Origin of the sequence: Cellulomonas cellasea, assembly GCF_030372105.1 — a bacterium.
Lineage (GTDB): Bacteria > Actinomycetota > Actinomycetes > Actinomycetales > Cellulomonadaceae > Cellulomonas_A > Cellulomonas_A cellasea_A.
Window position 1 is genome coordinate 57,862 of record NZ_JAUDBQ010000017.1, and the last position, 18,838, is coordinate 76,699.

Here is an 18,838-nt window from a genome sequence, read left to right on the forward strand (position 1 = left end):
CGGTGCGGGGCGGCGCGTTGAGCCCGCCCCGCACCGGCGCTGAAAGGCGCCCGACATGACACACCCTGCCCCTGTGGGCACCCCTGCTCCTCTCCTCGAGGTGCGCGACATCGTCAAGCGGTTCGGCGGCGTCACCGCTCTCGGGGGCGTCTCGCTCAACCTGCTCCCCGGCGAAGTGCTCTGCCTCGCGGGTGAGAACGGCTGCGGCAAGTCCACGCTGATCAAGATCATCTCCGGAGCGGAGAAGCCCGACTCGGGCACGATCCTGGTCGACGGCCAGCCGTTCACCTCCATGAACACGACCGATGCCATCAAGAGCGGCATCCAGGTCATCTACCAGGACTTCTCGCTCTTCCCGAACCTCACGGTCGCCGAGAACGTGGTCCTCACCTCCGCCATCGCCTCCCGGCGCAAGCTCTACGACCAGGGCGCCGCCCGGCCCGCCGCGCAGGCGATCATCGACGACCTCGGCCTCACGCTCGACGTGGACGCCCGCGTCGAGAACCTCTCGGTCGCCGACAAGCAGCTCACCGCGATCTGCCGGGCCCTGGTCGACGACGCGCGCGTCATCATCATGGACGAGCCGACCACGGCGCTGACCCGCACCGAGGTCGACCGCCTCTTCATCATCGTCGAACGCCTGCGAGCCCGCGGCGTCGGCCTCATCTTCGTGTCCCACAAGCTCGACGAGGTCCTGACGATCTCGCAGCGCGTGGCGATCCTGCGCTCCGGCAAGAACGTCGTGACGAGCCCGGCCTCCGAGCTCGACCCCCGATCCATCGCCGAGCACATGACCGGCAAGGTCCTCGACGAGTCGCGCCACGTCGCGCCCCTCGACCCGGACAGCCCCGCCGTCCTCGAGGTCGAGCAGATGGACCTCCCCGGCGCCTACCACGACGTCTCGTTCACGGTGCGCCGCGGCGAGATCGTCGGCGTCACGGGCCTGCTCGGCTCGGGCCGCACCGAGATCGCCGAGTCGCTGTTCGGCGTCCTGCCGCCCCAGAGCGGCACGGTCAAGGTCGACGGCAAGCCCGTGCGGCTCCGCAGCATCGGCGACGCGATCGCCGCCGGCATCGGGTACGTCCCCGAGGACCGCCTGACCCAGGGCCTGTTCCTGGAGAAGTCGATCGCCGACAACATGATCGCGGCCTCGATGGACGGGCACCGCGCACGCCTGGGCACGCTCGACAAGAACGCCGTCCGGGAGACCATCCAGCGGCTGTTCGCGCGGCTGCGGGTCAAGGCCCCGAACGTCCAGGCGCCCGTGCGCTCGCTGTCGGGCGGCAACGCCCAGCGCGTGGTGCTCGCCAAGTGGCTGGCCCGCCGCCCCAAGGTCCTCATGCTCAACGGCCCGACCGTCGGGGTGGACGTCGGCTCCAAGTCGGAGATCCTCGACATCCTGCGGGCAGAGGCCGCCGACGGCATGGGCATCCTCGTCATCTCCGACGACGCCCCCGAGCTCGTCGCCTGCTGCCACCGGGTCCTCGTCGTGCGGCACGGCCGCGTCGTCGACGTCCTCGAGGGTGACGACGTCGACGTCGACAACATCCGGAAGAAGGTGGCCGCATGAGCGCGGGTCGCTCGGACCTCGCAGACCGGCTCCGCCGCCTGCGCGGGCCCAACAACGAGGGGGTGCTCGCCCTCATCCTGCTGGTCCTGATCATCGGGATGTCGATCGCCAACCCCGTGTTCTTCACGCTCCCAACGGCGTTCAGCATCATGCGCAGCGCGATCGTGCCGCTGATCTTCGCGCTCGGCGTGCTGCTGGTGATCATCTCCGGCGGGATCGACGTGTCGTTCGCCGCGATCGCGGTGTTCGCCGCCTACACCACAGTGCGGGTGTACGGAAGCGGGGCGATCGACCTCGGCCTCATCGGGGCGTTCGTGATGGCGCTGGTCATCGGCGCGCTGCTCGGGGCCATCAACGGGTTCCTGATCGCCAGGTTCCGGCTGCCGACGCTGATCGTCACGCTCGGCACGCAGGGCATCTTCAAGGGCGTGCTGCTCACGTACGTCGGCTCGCGGTACATCGCCGACCTGCCCGACGCGATGTCGTGGGTCTCCACCACCAACCTCATCGAGGTCACCACCGACACCGGGCGCGCGTACCTGCACGTCATGGTGGTGCCCGCGATCGCGCTGACCCTGCTGCTCGCCTGGGTGCTGCGCCGCACGATGTTCGGGCGCAGCATCTACGCGATCGGCGGCGACGCCGAGGCGGCCCGTCGGGCCGGCATCCGCGTGGTGCGGACCCAGGTCTGGCTGTACGTGATCGTCGGGATGATGGCGTCCATCGGCGGAATGATCTACATGATCATGGGCCGGTCCGCGAGCCCCCAGGAGCTCGTCGGCGGCGAGCTCGACATCATCGCGGCCGTCGTCCTCGGCGGCGCGTCGATCTTCGGCGGGCGCGGCTCGGTCCTCGGGACCGTCCTCGGCGTCTTCCTCGTCCAGGTCATCAACAACAGCCTCATCCTCGCCGGCGTCCCCAGCGCGTGGCAGCGGGCCGCCGTCGGCGTGCTCCTGCTCGTCGGTGTCGGCATCCAGGCGGTGACGGCCCGTGGCTCCGGACGAGCCGCGCTCGTCCATGACGCGCAGGAGGTGACGGCATGAACGCCGTCCAGGAGAAGAACCCGCTGAAGCGCGTCAACGCCGAGGTCGACTCGCGCTGGACGGGGCTCGTCGAGCGGCTGCACGTGGACCGCAGCGCGCGCCGCATGCTGCTGCTCGTCGTGGTGGCGTTCGCGATCTTCGCGGCGCTCAAGCCGTCGGTGTTCCTGAGCGGCATCAACCTGCAGAACATCGCGATCTCCTCGCCGGAGATCGGCGTCATCGCCATCGCCATGATGCTCGCGATGCTGACCGGCGGCATCGACCTGTCGCTGGTGTCGATCGCGAACCTGTCGGCGATCACCATGTCGACGATGTTCACGGCCATCGCGGTGAACAACCCGGACCAGGCCGAGCAGCTCTTCCCGCTGATCGTCCTCGTCGGGCTCGTGGTGGGCCTGCTGGGCGGCGCGGTGAACGGGCTGCTCGTCTCCCGGCTCGGCATCACGCCGATCCTCGCGACCCTCGGCACCATGCAGATCTACAACGGCATCGCCGTGGCGTGGACGGGCGGCAAGACGCTGTACGGCTCGCCGGCGGCGCTGACCTCGATCGGCCAGTCGACCGTCGGGGGAGTGCCCACGCTGTTCGTCCTGTTCGTCATCGTGGCGGTCCTGGTGGGCATCGTCGTCAAGCGCACCCCGCTGGGCCTGAAGGTCACGCTGCAGGGCGCCAACCCCACGGCCGCCCGCTACTCGGGGATCAACAGCCGCGCGGTGCTCATGAGCACCTACCTGCTGACGGGCACGCTCGGCGGCATCGCCGGTGTGCTGTTCCTGGCCCGGAACCCCACCGCCTCGGCGGACTACGGCGCCTCGTACGTGCTGCTCGTCATCGTCATCGCCGTCCTCGGCGGCACCAACCCCAACGGCGGGTTCGCGACGGTGTTCGGCGTGGTGCTCGCGACGCTGACGCTGCAGATCGTCTCCAGCGGCTTCACAGCCCTGCGGCTGTCGGCCTTCCAGTACTCGATCGCACAGGGGGTCATCCTCATCGCGGTCATGGTCATCGACCAGGTCCAGTGGCGATGGCGACCTCGGGCGCGGCGTGCCGCCGCCGTGAGCTCCTGACGCCCACCCCCTGGATTTTCACGAAAGGAACGTCATGAAGAAGATCATCAACGACCCCGCTGACTTCGTCGACGAGATGATCGAGGGCATCCTCCTCGCTCACCCCGACAAGGTGAAGACCCCCGGTGACGACCCCCGCATCCTCGTGCGCGCTGACGCGCCGGTGGCGGGCAAGGTCGGCATCGTGACGGGCGGCGGCTCGGGCCACCTGCCCCTGTTCAAGGGCTACGTGGGCCAGGGCCTGTGCTCGGGCGTCGCGATCGGCAACGTCTTCAGCTCGCCGAGCTCGCAGCAGTGCTTCGAGGCGACCAAGGCCGTCGATGGCGGCGCGGGCGTGCTGTACCTGTACGGCAACTACGGCGGCGACGTCTTCAACTTCGACCTCGCGGCCGACCTGGCCGAGCTCGAGGACATCGAGACCCGCACGGTGCTGGGCCGCGACGACGTCGCGAGCCAGCCGAACGAGCGCAAGCTCGACCGTCGCGGCGTCGCGGGCATCTTCTTCGCGTACAAGGCGGCCGGTGCTGCGTCCGAGCGCGGGGACAACCTCGACGAGGTCGCGGCCGTGGCCGAGGACGTCGTGGAGCACACGGCGACGATGGGCATCGGCCTCGCGCCGACGATCCTGCCGACCACCGGCGCGCTGAGCTTCGACCTGCCCGACGGCGAGATGGAGATCGGCATCGGCATCCACGGCGAGCCGGGGATCCACCGCGGCCCGCTCGAGCCGGCCGACAAGATCACCGAGCGGCTCGTGGGCGCGCTCGTCGAGGACCTGGGCCTCGTCGATGGCGACCGCGTCGCGGTGCTGGTCAACAGCATGGGCGCCACGCCGCTCGAGGAGCTGTACGTCATGTACCGCCGTGTCCACCAGCTCCTCGCGGAGATCGGCGTGAGCATCGAGCGCAAGTACATCGGCGAGTACGCGACGAGCCTGGAGATGGCCGGGGCCTCGATCTCGCTGCTCAAGCTCGACGACGCCCGCCTCGCCCTGCTCGACGCGCCCGCCGTGTCCCCGTTCTTCCAGGAGGTCTGACCCATGCACTCAGCAGAGCTTGTCGGCGCGATCCAGCGCGGACTCTCGGAGCTCGTCACGCACGCGGACGAGCTGCGCGACCTCGACCAGGCGCTCGGTGACGGCGACCTCGGCATCACGGTCTCCCTCGGCGCGAACGCCGTGATCGAGGCCCTCGACGCGATCCCGGCGGAGTCCACCCCCGCCGAGATCGCCCGGGCCGCGGCCAAGGCCTTCGCCAACGCGAACCCGTCCACCATGGCGGCGCTCGTCGCGGGCGGCCTGCTCGCCGGCTCGAAGTCCTGGGCCGACGTGGAGGACGTCGACGTCTCGGCCGTGGCGCGCTTCGTGCAGGCGGCGGGCGACAACATCGCCCAGCGTGGCAAGACGCAGCTTGGGGACAAGACGATCCTCGACGCGATCATGCCGGCCGCCGACGCGTTCGCCGCGGCTCCCGACGGGACCGCCGGGCTGGCCTCGGCGATCGACGCCGCCGAGAAGGCCGTCGTGGAGACCCGTGACCTGCAGTCCCGCCGGGGCCGCGCGTCCTGGCTGCAGGAGCGCAGCATCGGCCTGCAGGACCCGGGCGCCACCGCGATGTGGCGGTTCCTGCAGTCCTGGCAGAAGGCCAACGCGTGACCCACGTGGCCTCCGTCGCCGTCCTCGGGCTCGGCACGATGGGGCGCGGCATGGCCGCCAACCTCATCCGTGCCGGGTTCGAGGTGACGGTGTGGAACCGCACCGGCGGCCCAACCGCCGAGGTCGCGGGCGCGCGCACGGCGTCGTCGATCGACGACGCCGTGCGCGGCCGCGACGTGGTCCTGTACTGCCTGTCTGACGATGCGGCCGTGCGGGCCGTGGCCCTCGGCGACGGCGGTGTGCTCGAGCACGTCGAGGACTCCACGGTCGTGGTCGACATGTCGACCATCAGCGTCGCGCTGAGCGACGAGGAGCACGCCGCCTTCGCCGCCCGCGGGGTCGCGATGCTCGACGCCCCCGTCTTCGGCTCGAAGGGCGAGGCGGAGGCCGGTGGCCTGTGGGTCGTCGTCGGCGGGGACGACGCGACGGTCGAGCGGGTGCGCCCAATGCTCGACGCCGTGAGCGAGTCGGTGCACCACATGGGGCCCGCCGGCTCCGGGGCGCGCACCAAGCTCGTCGGCAACCTGCTCGTGGCGGCGCAGCTCCAGTCCCTCGGGGAGGCGCTGACCCTCGCCGGGGCGGCCGGGCTCGACCTGCACAAGGTGCTCGACGTCGTCGCCGTGACCGATTTCCGCACCCCGATCTACACGGGTGTCGGCCCGGCGGTGCTCGCCGGCGACTACTCGAAGGCGTTCGCGCTGCACCTCATGCGCAAGGACGTCGGCTTGATCGGACAGCTCGCCGGGCAGCTCGGCGTGCACCTGCCCGCCACCGACGCCGTGGCGCGCAACCTCGACGCGGCGATGCTCGCCGGGTTCGGGAACCTCAACGCGTCGGCGCTTGTGCGAGTCATCGCCGCGCGCTCCGGCGTGGACCTCACCCGCGGCTGACAACGCGGCGATCGCGGGCCTGCCCAGCACTCGGACGGCAGGTCCGCGCATCGTCCCCATCAGGTCATGAAAGGCTCTGCGGTATGCACGCGGACATCCAGAGGAGCACTGACGTGGTCGACCTTGCGTACGTCATCGCCGGATCGGAGGCCACCGGCGGCGCCGGCCTCCAGGTGGACCTGAAGACCTTCCAGGAGCTGGGGGTCTTCGGGCTCGGGACGGTGACGTGCATCGTCTCGTTCGACCCGGCCAACGGCTGGGGCCACAGGTTCTTCCCGGTGCCCGCCGAGGTCATCGCCGCGCAGATGGAGGCCGCCACCGCCGCCTACGCGCTGGACGTCGTCAAGGTCGGCATGCTCGGCACGCCCGCGACGATCGACGTCGTCGCCGAGGGGCTGCGCCGCCAGCCGTGGCGGCACGTGGTGCTCGACCCGGTGCTGATCTGCAAGGGCCAGGAAGCCGGCGCCGCGCTCGACACCGACAACGCCCTGCGCGAGCAGGTGCTGCCGCTGGCGACAGTCGTCACGCCCAACCTGTTCGAGGCCCGCACGCTGTCCGGCATGGACGTCATCGAGACGGTCGAGCAGCTCACCGAGGCCGCGCGCCGCATCCAAGAGCTGGGTCCGCGCTACGTCGTCGCGAAGGGCGGGGTCGACCTGCCCGGCGACGACGCCGTGGACGTGCTGGTCGACGGAGACGACGTGACCATCCTGTCCACGCCCAAGATCGGCCAGGAGCGGGTCTCCGGCGCCGGCTGCACGCTCGCCGCCGCCATCACGGCCGAACTCGCCAAGGGCGTCGACGTGGCCGAGGCCGTCGCGCACGCGAAGAGCTTCGTCACCGCCGGCATCGAAGGGCGCGTCGGAGGCCGTGCGCCGTTCGAGGCCGTGTGGCAAGGCGCTGTGCGCGTCTAGCACTGCCCGCGCCCCCGCCTCTGTGAGCGAGCGGGCGCGGCTCAGACGGCCGGGCGGTCCTGCCCCACCCCTGTCGGGCAGGACCGTCCGGTCCTCGCATCGAGGCCGCCGTGCGCGGGCCCATCCCTTGCCGGATCGCCTGCCGGGTCGCAGAGTGGGAGGGCGACCGCGGGGCGCCGCCCCCAGCGAAGCGTCCGACGAGGAGCGCAGCCGCATGCAGATCCTGCCCACCGCGCCCGAGGCTCCTAGCGCCCAGGGGCCCGCTGAGTGGTTCACCGGCGAGGTGTGGATCGACGTGGTGGCGGTGCCGCCCGATCCGTCCCGGCTGCGGGTCAACGCCGTGCACTTCACCCCCGGCGCCCGCACCCACTGGCACCGGCACGCCAACGGCCAGACATTGCACGTCACCGAGGGTGTCGCCCGGATCGGGACCCGCGACGGCGCGGTGCTGGAGGTGCGCCCCGGGCAGACAGTGTGGACGCCGCCGGGGGAGTGGCACTGGCACGGCGCGGCGCCCGGGGCGTTCATGACGCACCTGGCGATGTGGGAGATCGGCGCGGCCGACGGCGGCCCGGACACCGAGTGGGGCGAGGCGGTCACCGACGCGCAGTACGACGCCTGACCGGCGGCGGCGCGGCGGCACAGGCTGGGCTCCAGGCGGGACCTCAGACCTGAGAAGGAGGAGCGCGATGGCGGGCTGGACCGAGGACGAGCTGTCGAGGATCGGCGGCACGGAGCTCATGCACCTGGCGTCGAGGCGCCCGGACGGGACCTTGCGGCCGTACGTGACGATGTGGGACGTGCGCGTCGGGAACGACGTCTACGTCCGGTCGGCCTACGGGCCGGACAACGGGTGGTACGTCCGGGCGAAGGCCAGCGGCACAGGCCGTATCCGGTCCGGCGGGGTGGAGCGGGACGTCGTCTTCGAGGACGCGGCGCCCGACGAGGCCGCGGCCATCACCGCCGCTTACCACGAGAAGTACGACCAGTTCGGCCCCGCGATCGTCGGCACCGTGACAGGGCCCGACGCGGAGGCGGTGACCCTCCGGCTCGTGCCGGCCGACGGCTGACACAGGCCCCCGATCGTGTGACGGGTCTCACTGCCCGGACGCGCAGGCGACGAGTGGGACAATGGAAGGACCGGCTCGCAGAGCGAGGGCCCGCCCATCCGCATGGCCAGGCCGACCTCTGTGCTCCCGGCGTCCTCGCCGCCCACTGCCCCACCCACGGGCGCGGCTCGGACGACGGGGCGATCAGGCGCTCTGGGGCTCAGCCTCCGGCGCGATCGGGTGCGGTGCCGATCGCAAGCGAAGGACACAGCTCAGGATGCAGTTCTCTGAGGGTCAGACGGTCATCCACCCTCACCACGGACCGGCCACCATCACGCAGATGGTCGAGCGCACGATCAACGGAACGAGCAGGCAGTACGTGCACCTGCAGGTGCATCAGACCAGCCTCGAGGTCGCAGTGCCCCTCGACACCGCCGAGGAGGTCGGCCTGCGGCCGGTGTTCGCCGAGGCGCAGGCGCAGCAGCTGCTCGACGTGCTGCGGGCGCCCTCCGGCGAGCAGGAGGAGAACTGGTCGCGGCGCTTCAAGGCGAACCAGGAGAAGCTGCGCGTCGGCGAGCTCGCCATGACCGCCGAAGTGGTCCGCGACCTCACCCGCCGCCAGGAGGAGCGAGGGCTGTCCACGGGCGAGAAGGAGATGCTCCAGAGCGCCCGCCAGCCCGTCCTCGCGGAGCTGGCGCTATCCCTGTCGCTCGGCGACGCGGAGGTCGACCGGCTCGTCGACACTGCAGTCCGCGGCGAGGAGACCGACCCCGTCGCCGTCCAGGCCTGACCCGGCGCGATCTCACCCGCCGTCCAGCCCGACATCGCTCAGGCCCAGGCCGCCACGGCCCGGGCCCTGTCCACGGTGTCGGCCTGGGCGGCGGTCTTGTCGGGGCGGCGCCTCACTCGTATCCCGTCGCCGCGACGATCAACTCCGCGAAGAGCCTCCATGTCGCGCTCTCCTGGTCGCCGCCTCCACCCTGCACGCGCGAAGAGGCCACAGCCGCCAGGCGTCCAGGAAGCGTGGGAGCGTCGCGTTCGCAGAACCGCTGGGTCTGCTAGGCGATCATCCCGTCGGTCATGCCTTTCACGTTTTGCCGGCAAGGCGATGACGGGCGACCCTCAGGGACGCGCAGCGTGCTCCACGAGGCGGAGCAGCCCGATGGCATGGTTGAGCGCGTGCCACGCCGGGAACGCGTCGCCGTCCGCGAGCATGCCTCGGGCTTCGATGAGGTCGTCGGTGATCTGGCCGACCGTGCGCTCCTGCGGCTCTCGCGAGAGGTCGAACGAGGCGTCGACCGGCAGGTGCCAGTAGTGGTCGTGGTCGAGCGGCACCTCGGGCCCGAACTCTGCCACGAAGGCGTCTAGGGCGAGAGCGAGCGCGGCGCGGAGGTCCGCGACGCGGAGGACGTCGTCTGACATGCGCCGAGCCTGGCAGACGTCGTCACGTCGGGGCCACCAACGCGCGGACGGTATCGATCGTGTCCGCCTCGGCGGCGGACTTGTCGTCGCGGTACCGCAGGACGCGGGCGAACCGGAGCGCCAGCCCTCCCGGGTAGCGGGTCGAGCGCTGCAGCCCGTCGAACGCGATCTCGACGACCTGCTCGGGCCGGACCGTGACGGTCCAGCCGTCGTCGGCGACCTCGAGCTCGCGGAATCGCTGGGTCTGCCACGCGAGCATCTCGTCGGTCATGCCCTTGAACGTCTTGCCGAGCATGACGAAGCCGCCTGCGGGGTCGCGGGCTCCGAGGTGGATGTTCGACAGCAGCCCCTCACGCCGCCCGGAGCCGCGCTCGACGGCGAGCACCACGAGGTCGAGGGTGTGCCGGGGTTTGACCTTGACCCACGCGGAGCCGCGTCGGCCCGCCTCGTAGGGCGCGGCGGCGTCTTTGACGAGGGCGCCCTCTTGGCCGGCGGCCACCCATCGGGCGAAGGCGGCCTGCGCGGCGTCGGCGTCGTCGGTGACGATCCGCTCGACGACGTGCCCGCCGGCGACGGCGTCGAGCACGGCGAGGCGTTCGAGCAGCGGCGCGTCGAGGAGGTCGCGGCCGTCTGCGTGCAGCACGTCGAAGAAGAACGGGCTGAGGGTGGTGACGGCTGCGAGCTCGGCGTCCTGGGTGGCGCTGCGCGCGGAGGTCTCCTGGAAGGGCCGGGGTTGGCCGTCGGGGCCGAGGGCGAGCGCCTCGCCGTCGAGCACGGCGGTGTGGACGGGCAGTGAGCGGACCACGGCGACGATCTCGGGCACGCGGGCGGTGACGTCGTCGAGGCTCCGGGTGAAGATCCGCACGTCGTCCCCGTCGCGGTGGGCCTGCACGCGGATGCCGTCGAGTTTCGCGTCGACGACGACGGGCCGCCCGGCGAAGCCCGCGACAGCGGTGGCGATGTCGGGGGCGGACGCGGCGAGCATGGGGCGGACGGGCCGCCCGACGGCCAGGCCGAACTCGGCGAGGGCGGCCAGGGCCTCGTCGGGGGACCCGGCGCCGAGGGCCGCCGAGGCGACCGGCTCTGTCGCCCCGGCGAGCATCGCGGCCCGGCGCACCGCGTCCGGGGGCACGCCGGCCGCCTCTGCCACGGCGTCCAGCAGCAGCGCGTCGAGGGCGCCCTGGCGCAGGTCCCCGGTGACGAGCCCGCGCAACAGGCGCTGTTCGGCGGCGGTGGCGGCGGCGAACAGGTCAGTGGCGAGCGCGGTCCGCTGGGTGGAGGAGCCGGGGCCGGAGAGTCGCGACATCTGCTCGAAGGCGGCGTTGACGGCCAGCACGTCGAGGGTGGGCTCGGTGGCCGGATCGGGCATCGCGGCGAGTGAGCGCCAGCCCAGGCCGGTGCGGCGTTGCCGCAGTTCCCCGGCGAGGTAGCGGGCGACCACGGGCGCCTCGTCGGGCGCTGTGCGGCGCAGCAGGTCGACGAGCAGCGCGCGCTTCGCCAGGCGCGAGCGCGTGTCGGCCAGAGCGGCCGAGGTGGCGGCGACGTCGGCGAGGAGCACCCTGCCATCCTGGCCTCGCGGGCGCCGCGCCGCCCCTGGGACGGGGCAGGCGCGCTCAGTCCGTGGTGGAGCCCCCGTAGTCCAGTCCGGGCCAGTGCGCCCATTCCTCGAAGTGCTCGGCGCGCCCGTCGGGCGCGAACCGCACGATCCACAGGTCGCGGAACTCACGGGGCTGGTCTCCGAGGTCGCCGAGGTACTGCACCTCGACGCGCAGCACCGCCGTGGGCGGCGCGACGGCGACAGGCTCTGCGCGCATTGTGAACGGCGTGGGGTCTGGCCAGAACTCGGCGATGGCGGCGTGCCCGCGCAGGCCGTCGTCGTATGCGCCGCGCCGGTAGACCGCCTGCTCGGTGAACAAGTCCTCGACGGCGGCAGTGTCCTGCGCGCGCCAGGCCTGCTCGTAGCGGGCGGCCCAAGCCATGACGTCATCGGTGTCCATACGTCCCCTCGTCTGGTCTGCCGAGCCTGACATGCCGGGGGTCCGCAAGCATGCGGGGTGGGGCATCACCCCCAGGGGCGCGCATCCTGGGAGGGTGCGCGCAGTCCGGCTGGACATCGACCCCGCGCTGCGGTTCCTGCTGCGGCCGGGGCGTCGGGGTGGGCACTTCACGGCGGCTGCCGCGGACACCGACACGTGGGGGCATGTCGTCGAGTCGGTGGGTGTGCCGCTCACGGAGGTCGGGGCGCTCACGGTGGGCGACGCCACCGTCGCGACGTCGGCGCAGGCTGCTGACGGGCTGCTCCACGTGGCGCCTGTCGCGCGGCCGCAGGCCACGGCTGCCTGGCCGCCGCGCTTCCTGCTCGACGTGCACCTGGGCGGCTTGGTGCGCCGCCTGCGGCTGCTGGGAGTGGCCGCCGCCTACCGCCCCGAGGCGGACGACCCGGAGCTGGTGCGCATCGCCGCGGCGGAGGGCCGGGTGCTGCTCACGCGGGATCGCGGGCTGTTGCGTCGCCGGAGCCTGCCGCAGGGCGCGCTGGTGCGCGGGTCGGCCACGGGCGACCAGCTCGACGATGTGCTCGACAGGTTCGCCCCGCCCTTGGCGCCGTGGACGCGGTGCACCGCGTGCGGGGGAGCGCTCGCGGTGGTGGACGCCCGGGAGGTGGCGGCCGAGGTGCGTCCGGGCACGTCCCGGACGTACGCGGAGTTCGCCCGGTGCGTGGAGTGCGGGCACGTGTACTGGCACGGGGCGCATGCGGCGCGGATCGATCCCGTGGTCGCCCATGCGAGGGATGTGGTGGCGCGCCGGAGGGGCGCTTCGCGGTGATCTGATCCCATCTTGCGAACCGGTTCGTATGCTGGCCCATGAATCCGCCTTGCGCTGCGCTGAACAGTGCCTATATGTTGCGAACCGGTTCGCTAGTTGTCAGTCCCACCACTTCGCGGGGGACAGGGCACAGCGACAATCCGGAGAGGCGACAATGGCGACGATCGGCGATGTGGCCAAGGCTGCGGGAGTCTCCCGCAGCACGGCGTCCTACGTGCTCACCGGGAAGCGCACCACCTCGCTCGAGGTGCGTCGGCGCGTCGAGCAGGCCGTCCGCGACCTCGGCTACACGCCGAACGCCGGCGCCCGCGCGCTGGCGACGTCGCAGAGCAAGGTGCTCGGCCTGCTCGTCCAGTTCCTCGAGGACGAGTTCGCCCCGGCGATGCTGCAGTACATGCTCGGCGTCTCGAACGTCGCCCGTGAGCTCGGCTACGACATCCTCATGGTCACCGAGCCCGACGGCTCCCAGGCCCTGAAGCGGATCACCGACTCCCGCATGGTCGATGGCGTGGTGCTGATGAACGTCGCCGACGACGACGAGCGCCTGCCGGTGCTGCGGGCCTCGGGCGTCCCCGGCGCGCTCGTCGGGCTCCCCGGCGACTGCGCTGGCCTGGATGTCTTCGACCTCGACTTCGAGGAGGCCGGCCGCACGATGGTCGACCACCTCGCCGACTTGGGGCACCGCGACTTGGTGCTCGTCTCCCAGCCCGAGCACGTCGTCGAGCGTGGCGGCGCGTACGTCTGGCGGCTGCGGGACGCCGCCCTCGCGCAGGCCAAGGCGCGGGGGATCACGCTGCACGCCGAGTACGGCGAGTCGCAGCAGCCCGCCGTCGGGCGGTTCCTCGACGACCTGCTCGACCGCCACCCGCAGGCCACCGGCCTGCTCCTGCACAACGAGGCCGCCGCGGCCGCGCTGCCTTCCGTGCTGCACGCGCGCGGCATCCAGTCGCCCCGCGACCTCTCCGTGATCGGGCAGTACTCCGACGAGTTCGCCCGCACCTTCTCCCTGCCGTTCTCCTCGATCGAGAGCGCACCCGACCGGCTCGGCCGGATGGCGGTGCGCCAGCTCGTGCGTCGAATCGAGCAGCAGGACCCGACCGACCCGCACGTCGTGCGGTTCGTGTCACCCGAGTTGGTCGACCGGGGGAGCACGGCGCCGCCCGTGTCCCCGCCGGACGTCCGGCCCTAGCAACACCGCTCCCTGGGGCACTGCCGCCCCGCAATCACCTGTTCAAGGAGGAATGACGTGATGCGCAAGACAACCATCCGCAGCATGGGCGTGCTGGGGGCGGTCACGCTCGCTGCTGTGAGCCTGACGGCCTGCTCGTCGGACGGCGAGGCTGGCGGCGACGCCGGCAGCTCCTACACCTGGTGGGACCCGTACCCCCAGCACGACGCGGCGTCCGACTGGGGCAAGCGCGTCGAGGCGTGCGGCGTCGAGGCAGGCGTCACGGTCCAGCGCACCGCGTACGACACCACGGCCCTGACCAACCAGGCGATGCTCTCGGCGCAGGAGGGCACGTCGCCCGACGTGATCCTGCTCGACAACCCCGCCGTGTCCACGCTCGCCGACACCGGCATGCTCAACACGATGGAGGAGTTCGGCTTCGACACCTCCGCGATCGACGAGAACCTCATCGCCGCGGGCCAGATCGACGGCGACACGTTCGGCATCCCGATCGGCGCGAACACCCTCGCGCTGTTCTACAACCAGGACGTGCTGACGGCCGCGGGCGTCGACACCGCGAGCATCACCGACTGGGCTTCCCTCACGGACGCGCTGGCCAAGGTCACCTCGTCGGGCAAGAAGGGCATCACCTTCGCCGGGATCGGCACCGAGGAGGGCTCGTTCCAGTTCCTGCCGTGGTTCTGGGGCGCAGGCGCCGACCTGCGCGAGCTGGACTCGCCGCAGGCCGTCGCGGCGCTCGAGCTGTGGACGGGCTGGCTGGCCGACGGGTACGCGCCGAACTCGGTCATCAGCAACTCCCAGAACACCACCTGGGAGGAGTTCCTCACCGGTGACTTCGGGTTCGTGGTCAACGGCACGTGGCAGATCAACAGCGCCGCGGAGGCCGACTTCGCCACCGGCGTCATCCCGATCCCCGGCCAGAAGGGCGGCTCGGCAGCGGCCCCCACGGGCGGCGAGTTCGTGACGATGCCCGTGCAGAAGGACGAGGCCCGCTACGACACGACCCGCAAGATCGTCGAGTGCATGACGACCACTGACGGGTTCGTCGAGACCGGCACCACGTTCGCGTACTACATCCCGCCGACGGCCGACGGCCAGGCCGCGATCCTCGCGGAGAACGCCGACCTGGAGCCGTGGGTCGACGCCGTCAACGCCGCCAAGGGCCGGACCAGCGACGACCTCGGCACCGACTACCCGAAGGTCTCGGAGCAGCTCTGGACCGCAGTGCAGGAGGCGCTCTCCGGCGTCGAGACGCCCGAGGTCGCGCTGCAGCAGGCCCAGGAGGCCGCTGAAGCCGCGATCGGCTGACCTGGCACCGCCGCTGCACCGAGCATTGAGGAACTGACCTGATGAAGATGACCCAGACCAGATCGGTCGGGGCCGGCGCGGCGGCGCCGGAAGGGGTGGCGGCGCGTGCCGTCGCCGCCCCGTCCGGCCGCACCACGAGCCGCCGGTCGCGATCCACCCGATGGGCGGCAGTCGGATTCGCCGCCCCGCTCGTGGTCTACCTGGTGGCGTTCTACGCGTTCCCGCTCTGGCGGAACATCGAGCTGAGCCTGCACGACTACACGCCACGCGCGTTCGTGCAGGGCAACGCGGAGTTCGTGGGGCTGGACAACTACTCCGACGTGCTCAGCTCGCGGACGTTCTGGCCCGCGTTGCGCAACACCGCGCTGTTCGTGGTGGTGTCCATCGCGTTCCAGTACGTGCTGGGCCTGGCGTTGGCGGTCTTCTTCCGGCAGAACTTCCGGCTCTCGGGGGTGCTGCGGGGGATGTTCCTGATCCCGTGGCTGCTGCCGCTGATCGTGTCCGCGTCCACGTGGTCGTGGATGCTCAACAGCGACAACGGCATCATCAACTCGGTGCTGGGCGCCTTCGGCGTCGGCCAGGTCAACTGGCTGACCTCGCCCGAGTGGGCCCTGGTGTCGGTGATTTTCGCCAACATCTGGCTGGGCATCCCGTTCAACCTGGTGATCCTCTACTCGGGGCTGCAGAACATCCCGGGCGACGTGTACGAGGCCGCGAGCCTCGACGGCGCGAGCGCCTGGCAGCAGTTCCGCAAGATCACGTTCCCGCTGCTGCGGCCCGTCTCGATCATCACGCTGCTGCTCGGGCTGATCTACACGCTCAAGGTCGTCGACATCATCTGGATCATGACGACCGGCGGCCCCGGCAGCTCGTCGACGACCCTCGCCGTGTGGTCCTACCGGGAGGCGTTCGGCACCGGCCAGCCCGACTTCTCGCCCGCTGCGGCGGTCGGCAACCTGCTGATCCTCATCGCGCTCGCCTTCGGGTTCGTGTACCTGCACCTCCAGCGCCGACAGGAGCAGTCATGACCGGCCACCGTCCCTGGTGGAAGACAGCCCTGGGCGTCTTCTTCACCGCCCTGATGCTGTTCCCCGTCTACTGGATGGTGAACGTCTCGCTCACCAAGACCAGCGACATGCGCTCGGACCCCCCGCACTGGTTCCCGTGGAACCCCACGCTCGAGGGCTACCGCAACGTCCTCGACCACCAGCTGCCGCACCTGGGCACGAGCATGCTCATCGGGCTCGGCACCGTGGTGCTCACGCTCGTCGTCGCGGCCCCCGCGGCGTACTCGCTGGCGCAGCTCAACCTGCGCGGCGGCAAGACGTTGAACTTCGTGCTGCTCGTGGCGCAGATGATCCCCGGCGTGATCATGGCGATGGGCTTCTACGCCATCTACATCAAGCTCGGCCTGCTCAACACGGTGTGGGGCCTGATCGTCGCGGACTCCACCGTCGCGGTGCCGTTCGCGGTGCTCTTGCTGACCACGTTCATGCAGGGCATCCCACGCGAGCTGATCCAGGCCGCCACCGTCGACGGCGCGGGCACCTGGCGCACGTTCTGGTCGGTGGTGCTGCCGGTGAGCCGCAACTCGATGATCACCGCGTCGCTGTTCGCGTTCCTGTGGTCGTGGTCGGACTTCATCTTCGCCTCGACCCTCAACCGCAACGGGGACCTGATCCCCATCACGCTCGGCATCTACAAGTACATCGGCAACAACACCACGCAGTGGAACTCGATCATGGCGACCGCCGTGGTCGCGTCGATCCCCGCCGCGGTGCTGCTCGTCGTGGCCCAGCGGTACGTCGCCGCCGGTGTCACCGCAGGGGCAGTCAAGGACTGAGCCCCACCCCCGACCGTCCATTTCCGCAAGACCGGAGTGCCAGCACCATGGTGACCTTCCACCCGTCCGCCACGTCCCTCGAGATCCGCCACCGCCATGAGGTGCTGACCATCGAGGCGTGGGGGGTCGACAGCGTCCGCGTCCGCGCGGCGCAGTACCGCATCCCCGCCGAGAGCCAGGGCGCGCTCGACGAGGCGCCCGCCTCGCCGGCCCCGTCGATCGAGGCAGGCGACGCGCAGGCGACGTTCCGGCATGGCGAGTTGACCGTCGAGGTCGACTTCGACCTGGGCGCCGCCTACCCGGAGCCGCTGTTGACGTTCCGCCGCACCAGCACGGGGGAGGAACTGCTCACGGAGAGCCGCGAGCACTTCTGGATGCCGGGCGCGCGCTCGTACCAGGGCAACCGCGCGGGGGCCTACGAGATCCACCAGCAGTTCGCGGCGTACGACGGCGAGAAGTTGTACGGCCTGGGCCAGCGCACGCACGGCCGGCTCGACATCAAGGGCCTGTCGCTCGACCTGGTGCAGCGCAACGCCGAGGTCAACATCCCATTCGTGCTGTCCAACCGGGGCTATGGCCTGCTGTGGAACGTGCCGGCGGTGGGGCGTGTGGAGTTCGCGCAGAACGCGACGCGGTGGAGCGTGGGCCAAGCGCGGGAGATCGACTACTGGTTCACGGCCGCGCCGACGCCCGCCGACATCATGGCGCGGTACGCCGACGCGACCGGGCACGTGCCCGAGTTGCCGCAGTGGGCGTCGGGGTTCTGGCAGTGCAAGCTGCGCTACCTCGACCAGGACGAGCTGCTGGGCGTCGCCCGCGAGCACAAGCGGCGCGGGCTGCCCATGTCCGTGATCGTGACGGACTACTTCCACTGGTCGGCGATGGGGGACTTCCGCTTCGACGAGGCCGAGTGGCCCGACCCGCAGGCCATGGTCGACGAGCTGCACGATCTGGGCATCGAGCTCATGGTGTCCATCTGGCCCACGATCTCCCCGCTGTCGGAGAACTTCGCGGACTACCGCGACCAGGGGCTGCTGGTCGGCTCGGACCAGGGCGTCGAGTTCCACCAGACCATCCAGGACAAGGGCATGACCACGCCCATGCCGCTGGCGTTCTACGACCCGACGAACCCCCGCACCCGGGAGTACGTGTGGGACCTGGTGCGGCGCAACTACCTGGACCTGGGCATCAAGGTGTTCTGGCTGGACGCGTCGGAGCCCGAGCTCAACCCCGCGCACCCCGGCAACCTGACGTTGTACGCCGGCCCGGGCGCCGAGGTCGCGAACATCTACCCGCGTGACAACGCCCGGCTCTTCGCCGAGGGCATGGCGGCCGCGGGCCAGGAGCCCACGGTGCTGCTGTGCCGCTCCGCGTGGGCCGGCGCGCAGAAGCACGGCGCGGCCGTGTGGTCGGGGGACATCCCGGCGACGTGGCTCTCGCTCGAGCAGCAGATCCGCGCGGGCCTCAACATCGCCATCTCCGGCATCCCGTGGTGGACCACCGACATCGGCGGCTTCCACGGCGGCGACTCCCGAGACCCGGCGTACCGCGAGCTGATGATCCGCTGGTTCCAGTACGGCGTGTTCTGCCCGTTGTTCCGCCTGCACGGCGACCGCGACCCCCGCACCCCCACGTCGTACGCCCAGACCGGCGGGCCCAACGAGGTGTGGTCGTTCGGCGACGAGGCTTACGAGATCATCGCGGACCTGCTGCACCTGCGCGAGCGCCTGCGCCCGTACATCCACGAGCAGATGAGCCTCGCCTCGTCGGACGGCCTGCCGCCCATGCGCCCGCTGTTCGTCGACCACCCGGACGACCCGGGCGCCTGGGAGGTCGAGGACGAGTTCCTGTTCGGCCCCGACATCCTCGTCGCGCCCATCTCCCGTGCGGGCCAGCGCTCGCGGGCCGTGTACCTGCCGCGTGGGGCCCGCTGGGTCGACGCCGCCACGGGCGACGTGCACGAGGGCGGCCAGACGATCGAGGCCGACGCGCCCCTCGAGCGCATCCCGGTGTTCACCCGCGAGGGGTCCAGCGTCCCGCTGCGCCCCTGACGGCCTGAAGGCCCC

The 18,838-nt window shown here is 71.3% G+C and carries 19 protein-coding genes; 16 read left to right on the forward strand and 3 right to left on the reverse strand.

What is annotated here, in order from left to right:
- Positions 1–55 precede the first annotated feature (55 nt).
- The 10 genes from QUV83_RS15180 to QUV83_RS15225 all read left to right on the forward strand — a co-directional run bounded on the left by QUV83_RS15180 (position 56) and on the right by QUV83_RS15225 (position 8,977).
- Entirely contained in the window at positions 56–1,570 is a 1,515-nt protein-coding gene (locus QUV83_RS15180) for a sugar ABC transporter ATP-binding protein (RefSeq protein WP_289565763.1), read from the forward strand.
- Positions 1,567–2,613, forward strand: coding sequence for an ABC transporter permease (locus QUV83_RS15185; protein WP_289565764.1), 1,047 nt, complete (start codon positions 1,567–1,569; stop codon positions 2,611–2,613). Before QUV83_RS15180 ends, QUV83_RS15185 begins: the two co-directional genes overlap by 4 nt.
- Positions 2,610–3,680, forward strand: coding sequence for an ABC transporter permease (locus tag QUV83_RS15190; protein WP_289565765.1), 1,071 nt, complete (start codon positions 2,610–2,612; stop codon positions 3,678–3,680). The genes QUV83_RS15185 and QUV83_RS15190 overlap by 4 nt, the downstream gene beginning before the upstream one ends.
- A gap of 34 nt (positions 3,681–3,714) precedes the next feature.
- Positions 3,715–4,716, forward strand: a complete 1,002-nt coding sequence (locus QUV83_RS15195) for a dihydroxyacetone kinase subunit DhaK (protein ID WP_289565766.1) — start codon at positions 3,715–3,717, stop codon at positions 4,714–4,716.
- Positions 4,717–4,719: 3 nt separating this feature from the next.
- Complete coding sequence (locus tag QUV83_RS15200; protein WP_289565767.1) at positions 4,720–5,334, forward strand: DAK2 domain-containing protein; 615 nt, start codon at positions 4,720–4,722, stop codon at positions 5,332–5,334.
- On the forward strand, positions 5,331–6,224 hold the full coding sequence (locus QUV83_RS15205; protein WP_289565768.1) for an NAD(P)-dependent oxidoreductase: 894 nt from the start codon (positions 5,331–5,333) through the stop codon (positions 6,222–6,224). The genes QUV83_RS15200 and QUV83_RS15205 overlap by 4 nt, the downstream gene beginning before the upstream one ends.
- Positions 6,225–6,337: 113 nt before the next feature.
- A complete protein-coding gene (gene thiD, locus QUV83_RS15210; RefSeq protein WP_289565769.1) occupies positions 6,338–7,138 on the forward strand; it encodes a bifunctional hydroxymethylpyrimidine kinase/phosphomethylpyrimidine kinase in 801 nt (266 codons plus the stop codon).
- A gap of 214 nt (positions 7,139–7,352) precedes the next feature.
- Complete coding sequence (locus tag QUV83_RS15215) at positions 7,353–7,760, forward strand: (R)-mandelonitrile lyase (RefSeq protein WP_289565770.1); 408 nt, start codon at positions 7,353–7,355, stop codon at positions 7,758–7,760.
- 67 nt (positions 7,761–7,827) lie between these two features.
- On the forward strand, positions 7,828–8,208 hold the full coding sequence (locus tag QUV83_RS15220; protein WP_289565771.1) for a DUF2255 family protein: 381 nt from the start codon (positions 7,828–7,830) through the stop codon (positions 8,206–8,208).
- 256 nt (positions 8,209–8,464) lie between these two features.
- Positions 8,465–8,977: a CarD family transcriptional regulator gene (locus QUV83_RS15225; protein ID WP_289565772.1), complete on the forward strand. Its 513-nt coding sequence runs from the start codon at positions 8,465–8,467 to the stop codon at positions 8,975–8,977.
- A gap of 332 nt (positions 8,978–9,309) precedes the next feature.
- Here the strand turns inward: QUV83_RS15225 and QUV83_RS15230 are convergent, their stop codons facing one another.
- From QUV83_RS15230 to QUV83_RS15240, 3 genes are read right to left on the reverse strand one after another with little or no spacing between them, the layout of a single operon-like run.
- The gene (locus QUV83_RS15230) at positions 9,310–9,609 is read right to left on the reverse strand and encodes a hypothetical protein (protein WP_289565773.1); all 300 of its coding nucleotides are present in this window, start codon (positions 9,607–9,609) and stop codon (positions 9,310–9,312) included.
- A gap of 22 nt (positions 9,610–9,631) precedes the next feature.
- The gene (locus tag QUV83_RS15235) at positions 9,632–11,167 is read right to left on the reverse strand and encodes an ATP-dependent DNA ligase (RefSeq protein WP_289565774.1); all 1,536 of its coding nucleotides are present in this window, start codon (positions 11,165–11,167) and stop codon (positions 9,632–9,634) included.
- Between the two features lie 55 nt (positions 11,168–11,222).
- Complete coding sequence (locus QUV83_RS15240) at positions 11,223–11,606, reverse strand: nuclear transport factor 2 family protein (RefSeq protein WP_289565775.1); 384 nt, start codon at positions 11,604–11,606, stop codon at positions 11,223–11,225.
- A 94-nt stretch (positions 11,607–11,700) separates the two neighbouring features.
- On the opposite strand from QUV83_RS15240, the gene QUV83_RS15245 reads away from it, so the two are divergent.
- The 6 genes from QUV83_RS15245 to QUV83_RS15270 all read left to right on the forward strand — a co-directional run bounded on the left by QUV83_RS15245 (position 11,701) and on the right by QUV83_RS15270 (position 18,823).
- Entirely contained in the window at positions 11,701–12,432 is a 732-nt protein-coding gene (locus QUV83_RS15245; RefSeq protein ID WP_289565776.1) for a Mut7-C RNAse domain-containing protein, read from the forward strand.
- A 154-nt stretch (positions 12,433–12,586) separates the two neighbouring features.
- Entirely contained in the window at positions 12,587–13,621 is a 1,035-nt protein-coding gene (locus QUV83_RS15250) for a LacI family DNA-binding transcriptional regulator (RefSeq protein ID WP_289565777.1), read from the forward strand.
- Positions 13,622–13,681: 60 nt separating this feature from the next.
- Positions 13,682–14,929, forward strand: a complete 1,248-nt coding sequence (locus QUV83_RS15255; protein ID WP_289565797.1) for a sugar ABC transporter substrate-binding protein — start codon at positions 13,682–13,684, stop codon at positions 14,927–14,929.
- 47 nt (positions 14,930–14,976) lie between these two features.
- A complete protein-coding gene (locus tag QUV83_RS15260; protein WP_289565778.1) occupies positions 14,977–15,957 on the forward strand; it encodes a carbohydrate ABC transporter permease in 981 nt (326 codons plus the stop codon).
- Complete coding sequence (locus QUV83_RS15265; RefSeq protein ID WP_289565779.1) at positions 15,954–16,772, forward strand: carbohydrate ABC transporter permease; 819 nt, start codon at positions 15,954–15,956, stop codon at positions 16,770–16,772. Before QUV83_RS15260 ends, QUV83_RS15265 begins: the two co-directional genes overlap by 4 nt.
- A gap of 47 nt (positions 16,773–16,819) precedes the next feature.
- The gene (locus QUV83_RS15270; RefSeq protein ID WP_289565780.1) at positions 16,820–18,823 is read left to right on the forward strand and encodes a glycoside hydrolase family 31 protein; all 2,004 of its coding nucleotides are present in this window, start codon (positions 16,820–16,822) and stop codon (positions 18,821–18,823) included.
- Positions 18,824–18,838: the final 15 nt, after the last annotated feature.

Bases quoted from the DNA above. Each gene is read 5' to 3' on its own strand.
- QUV83_RS15180 (WP_289565763.1), top strand. From the start codon at position 56: ATGACACACCCTGCCCCTGTGGGCACCCCTGCTCCTCTCCTCGAGGTG.
- QUV83_RS15185 (WP_289565764.1), top strand. From the start codon at position 1,567: ATGAGCGCGGGTCGCTCGGACCTCGCAGACCGGCTCCGCCGCCTGCGC.
- QUV83_RS15190 (WP_289565765.1), top strand. From the start codon at position 2,610: ATGAACGCCGTCCAGGAGAAGAACCCGCTGAAGCGCGTCAACGCCGAG.
- QUV83_RS15195 (WP_289565766.1), top strand. From the start codon at position 3,715: ATGAAGAAGATCATCAACGACCCCGCTGACTTCGTCGACGAGATGATC.
- QUV83_RS15200 (WP_289565767.1), top strand. From the start codon at position 4,720: ATGCACTCAGCAGAGCTTGTCGGCGCGATCCAGCGCGGACTCTCGGAG.
- QUV83_RS15215 (WP_289565770.1), top strand. From the start codon at position 7,353: ATGCAGATCCTGCCCACCGCGCCCGAGGCTCCTAGCGCCCAGGGGCCC.
- QUV83_RS15220 (WP_289565771.1), top strand. From the start codon at position 7,828: ATGGCGGGCTGGACCGAGGACGAGCTGTCGAGGATCGGCGGCACGGAG.
- QUV83_RS15225 (WP_289565772.1), top strand. From the start codon at position 8,465: ATGCAGTTCTCTGAGGGTCAGACGGTCATCCACCCTCACCACGGACCG.
- QUV83_RS15230 (WP_289565773.1), bottom strand. From the start codon at position 9,609: ATGTCAGACGACGTCCTCCGCGTCGCGGACCTCCGCGCCGCGCTCGCT.
- QUV83_RS15240 (WP_289565775.1), bottom strand. From the start codon at position 11,606: ATGGACACCGATGACGTCATGGCTTGGGCCGCCCGCTACGAGCAGGCC.
- QUV83_RS15250 (WP_289565777.1), top strand. From the start codon at position 12,587: ATGGCGACGATCGGCGATGTGGCCAAGGCTGCGGGAGTCTCCCGCAGC.
- QUV83_RS15255 (WP_289565797.1), top strand. From the start codon at position 13,682: ATGCGCAAGACAACCATCCGCAGCATGGGCGTGCTGGGGGCGGTCACG.
- QUV83_RS15260 (WP_289565778.1), top strand. From the start codon at position 14,977: ATGACCCAGACCAGATCGGTCGGGGCCGGCGCGGCGGCGCCGGAAGGG.
- QUV83_RS15265 (WP_289565779.1), top strand. From the start codon at position 15,954: ATGACCGGCCACCGTCCCTGGTGGAAGACAGCCCTGGGCGTCTTCTTC.
- QUV83_RS15270 (WP_289565780.1), top strand. From the start codon at position 16,820: ATGGTGACCTTCCACCCGTCCGCCACGTCCCTCGAGATCCGCCACCGC.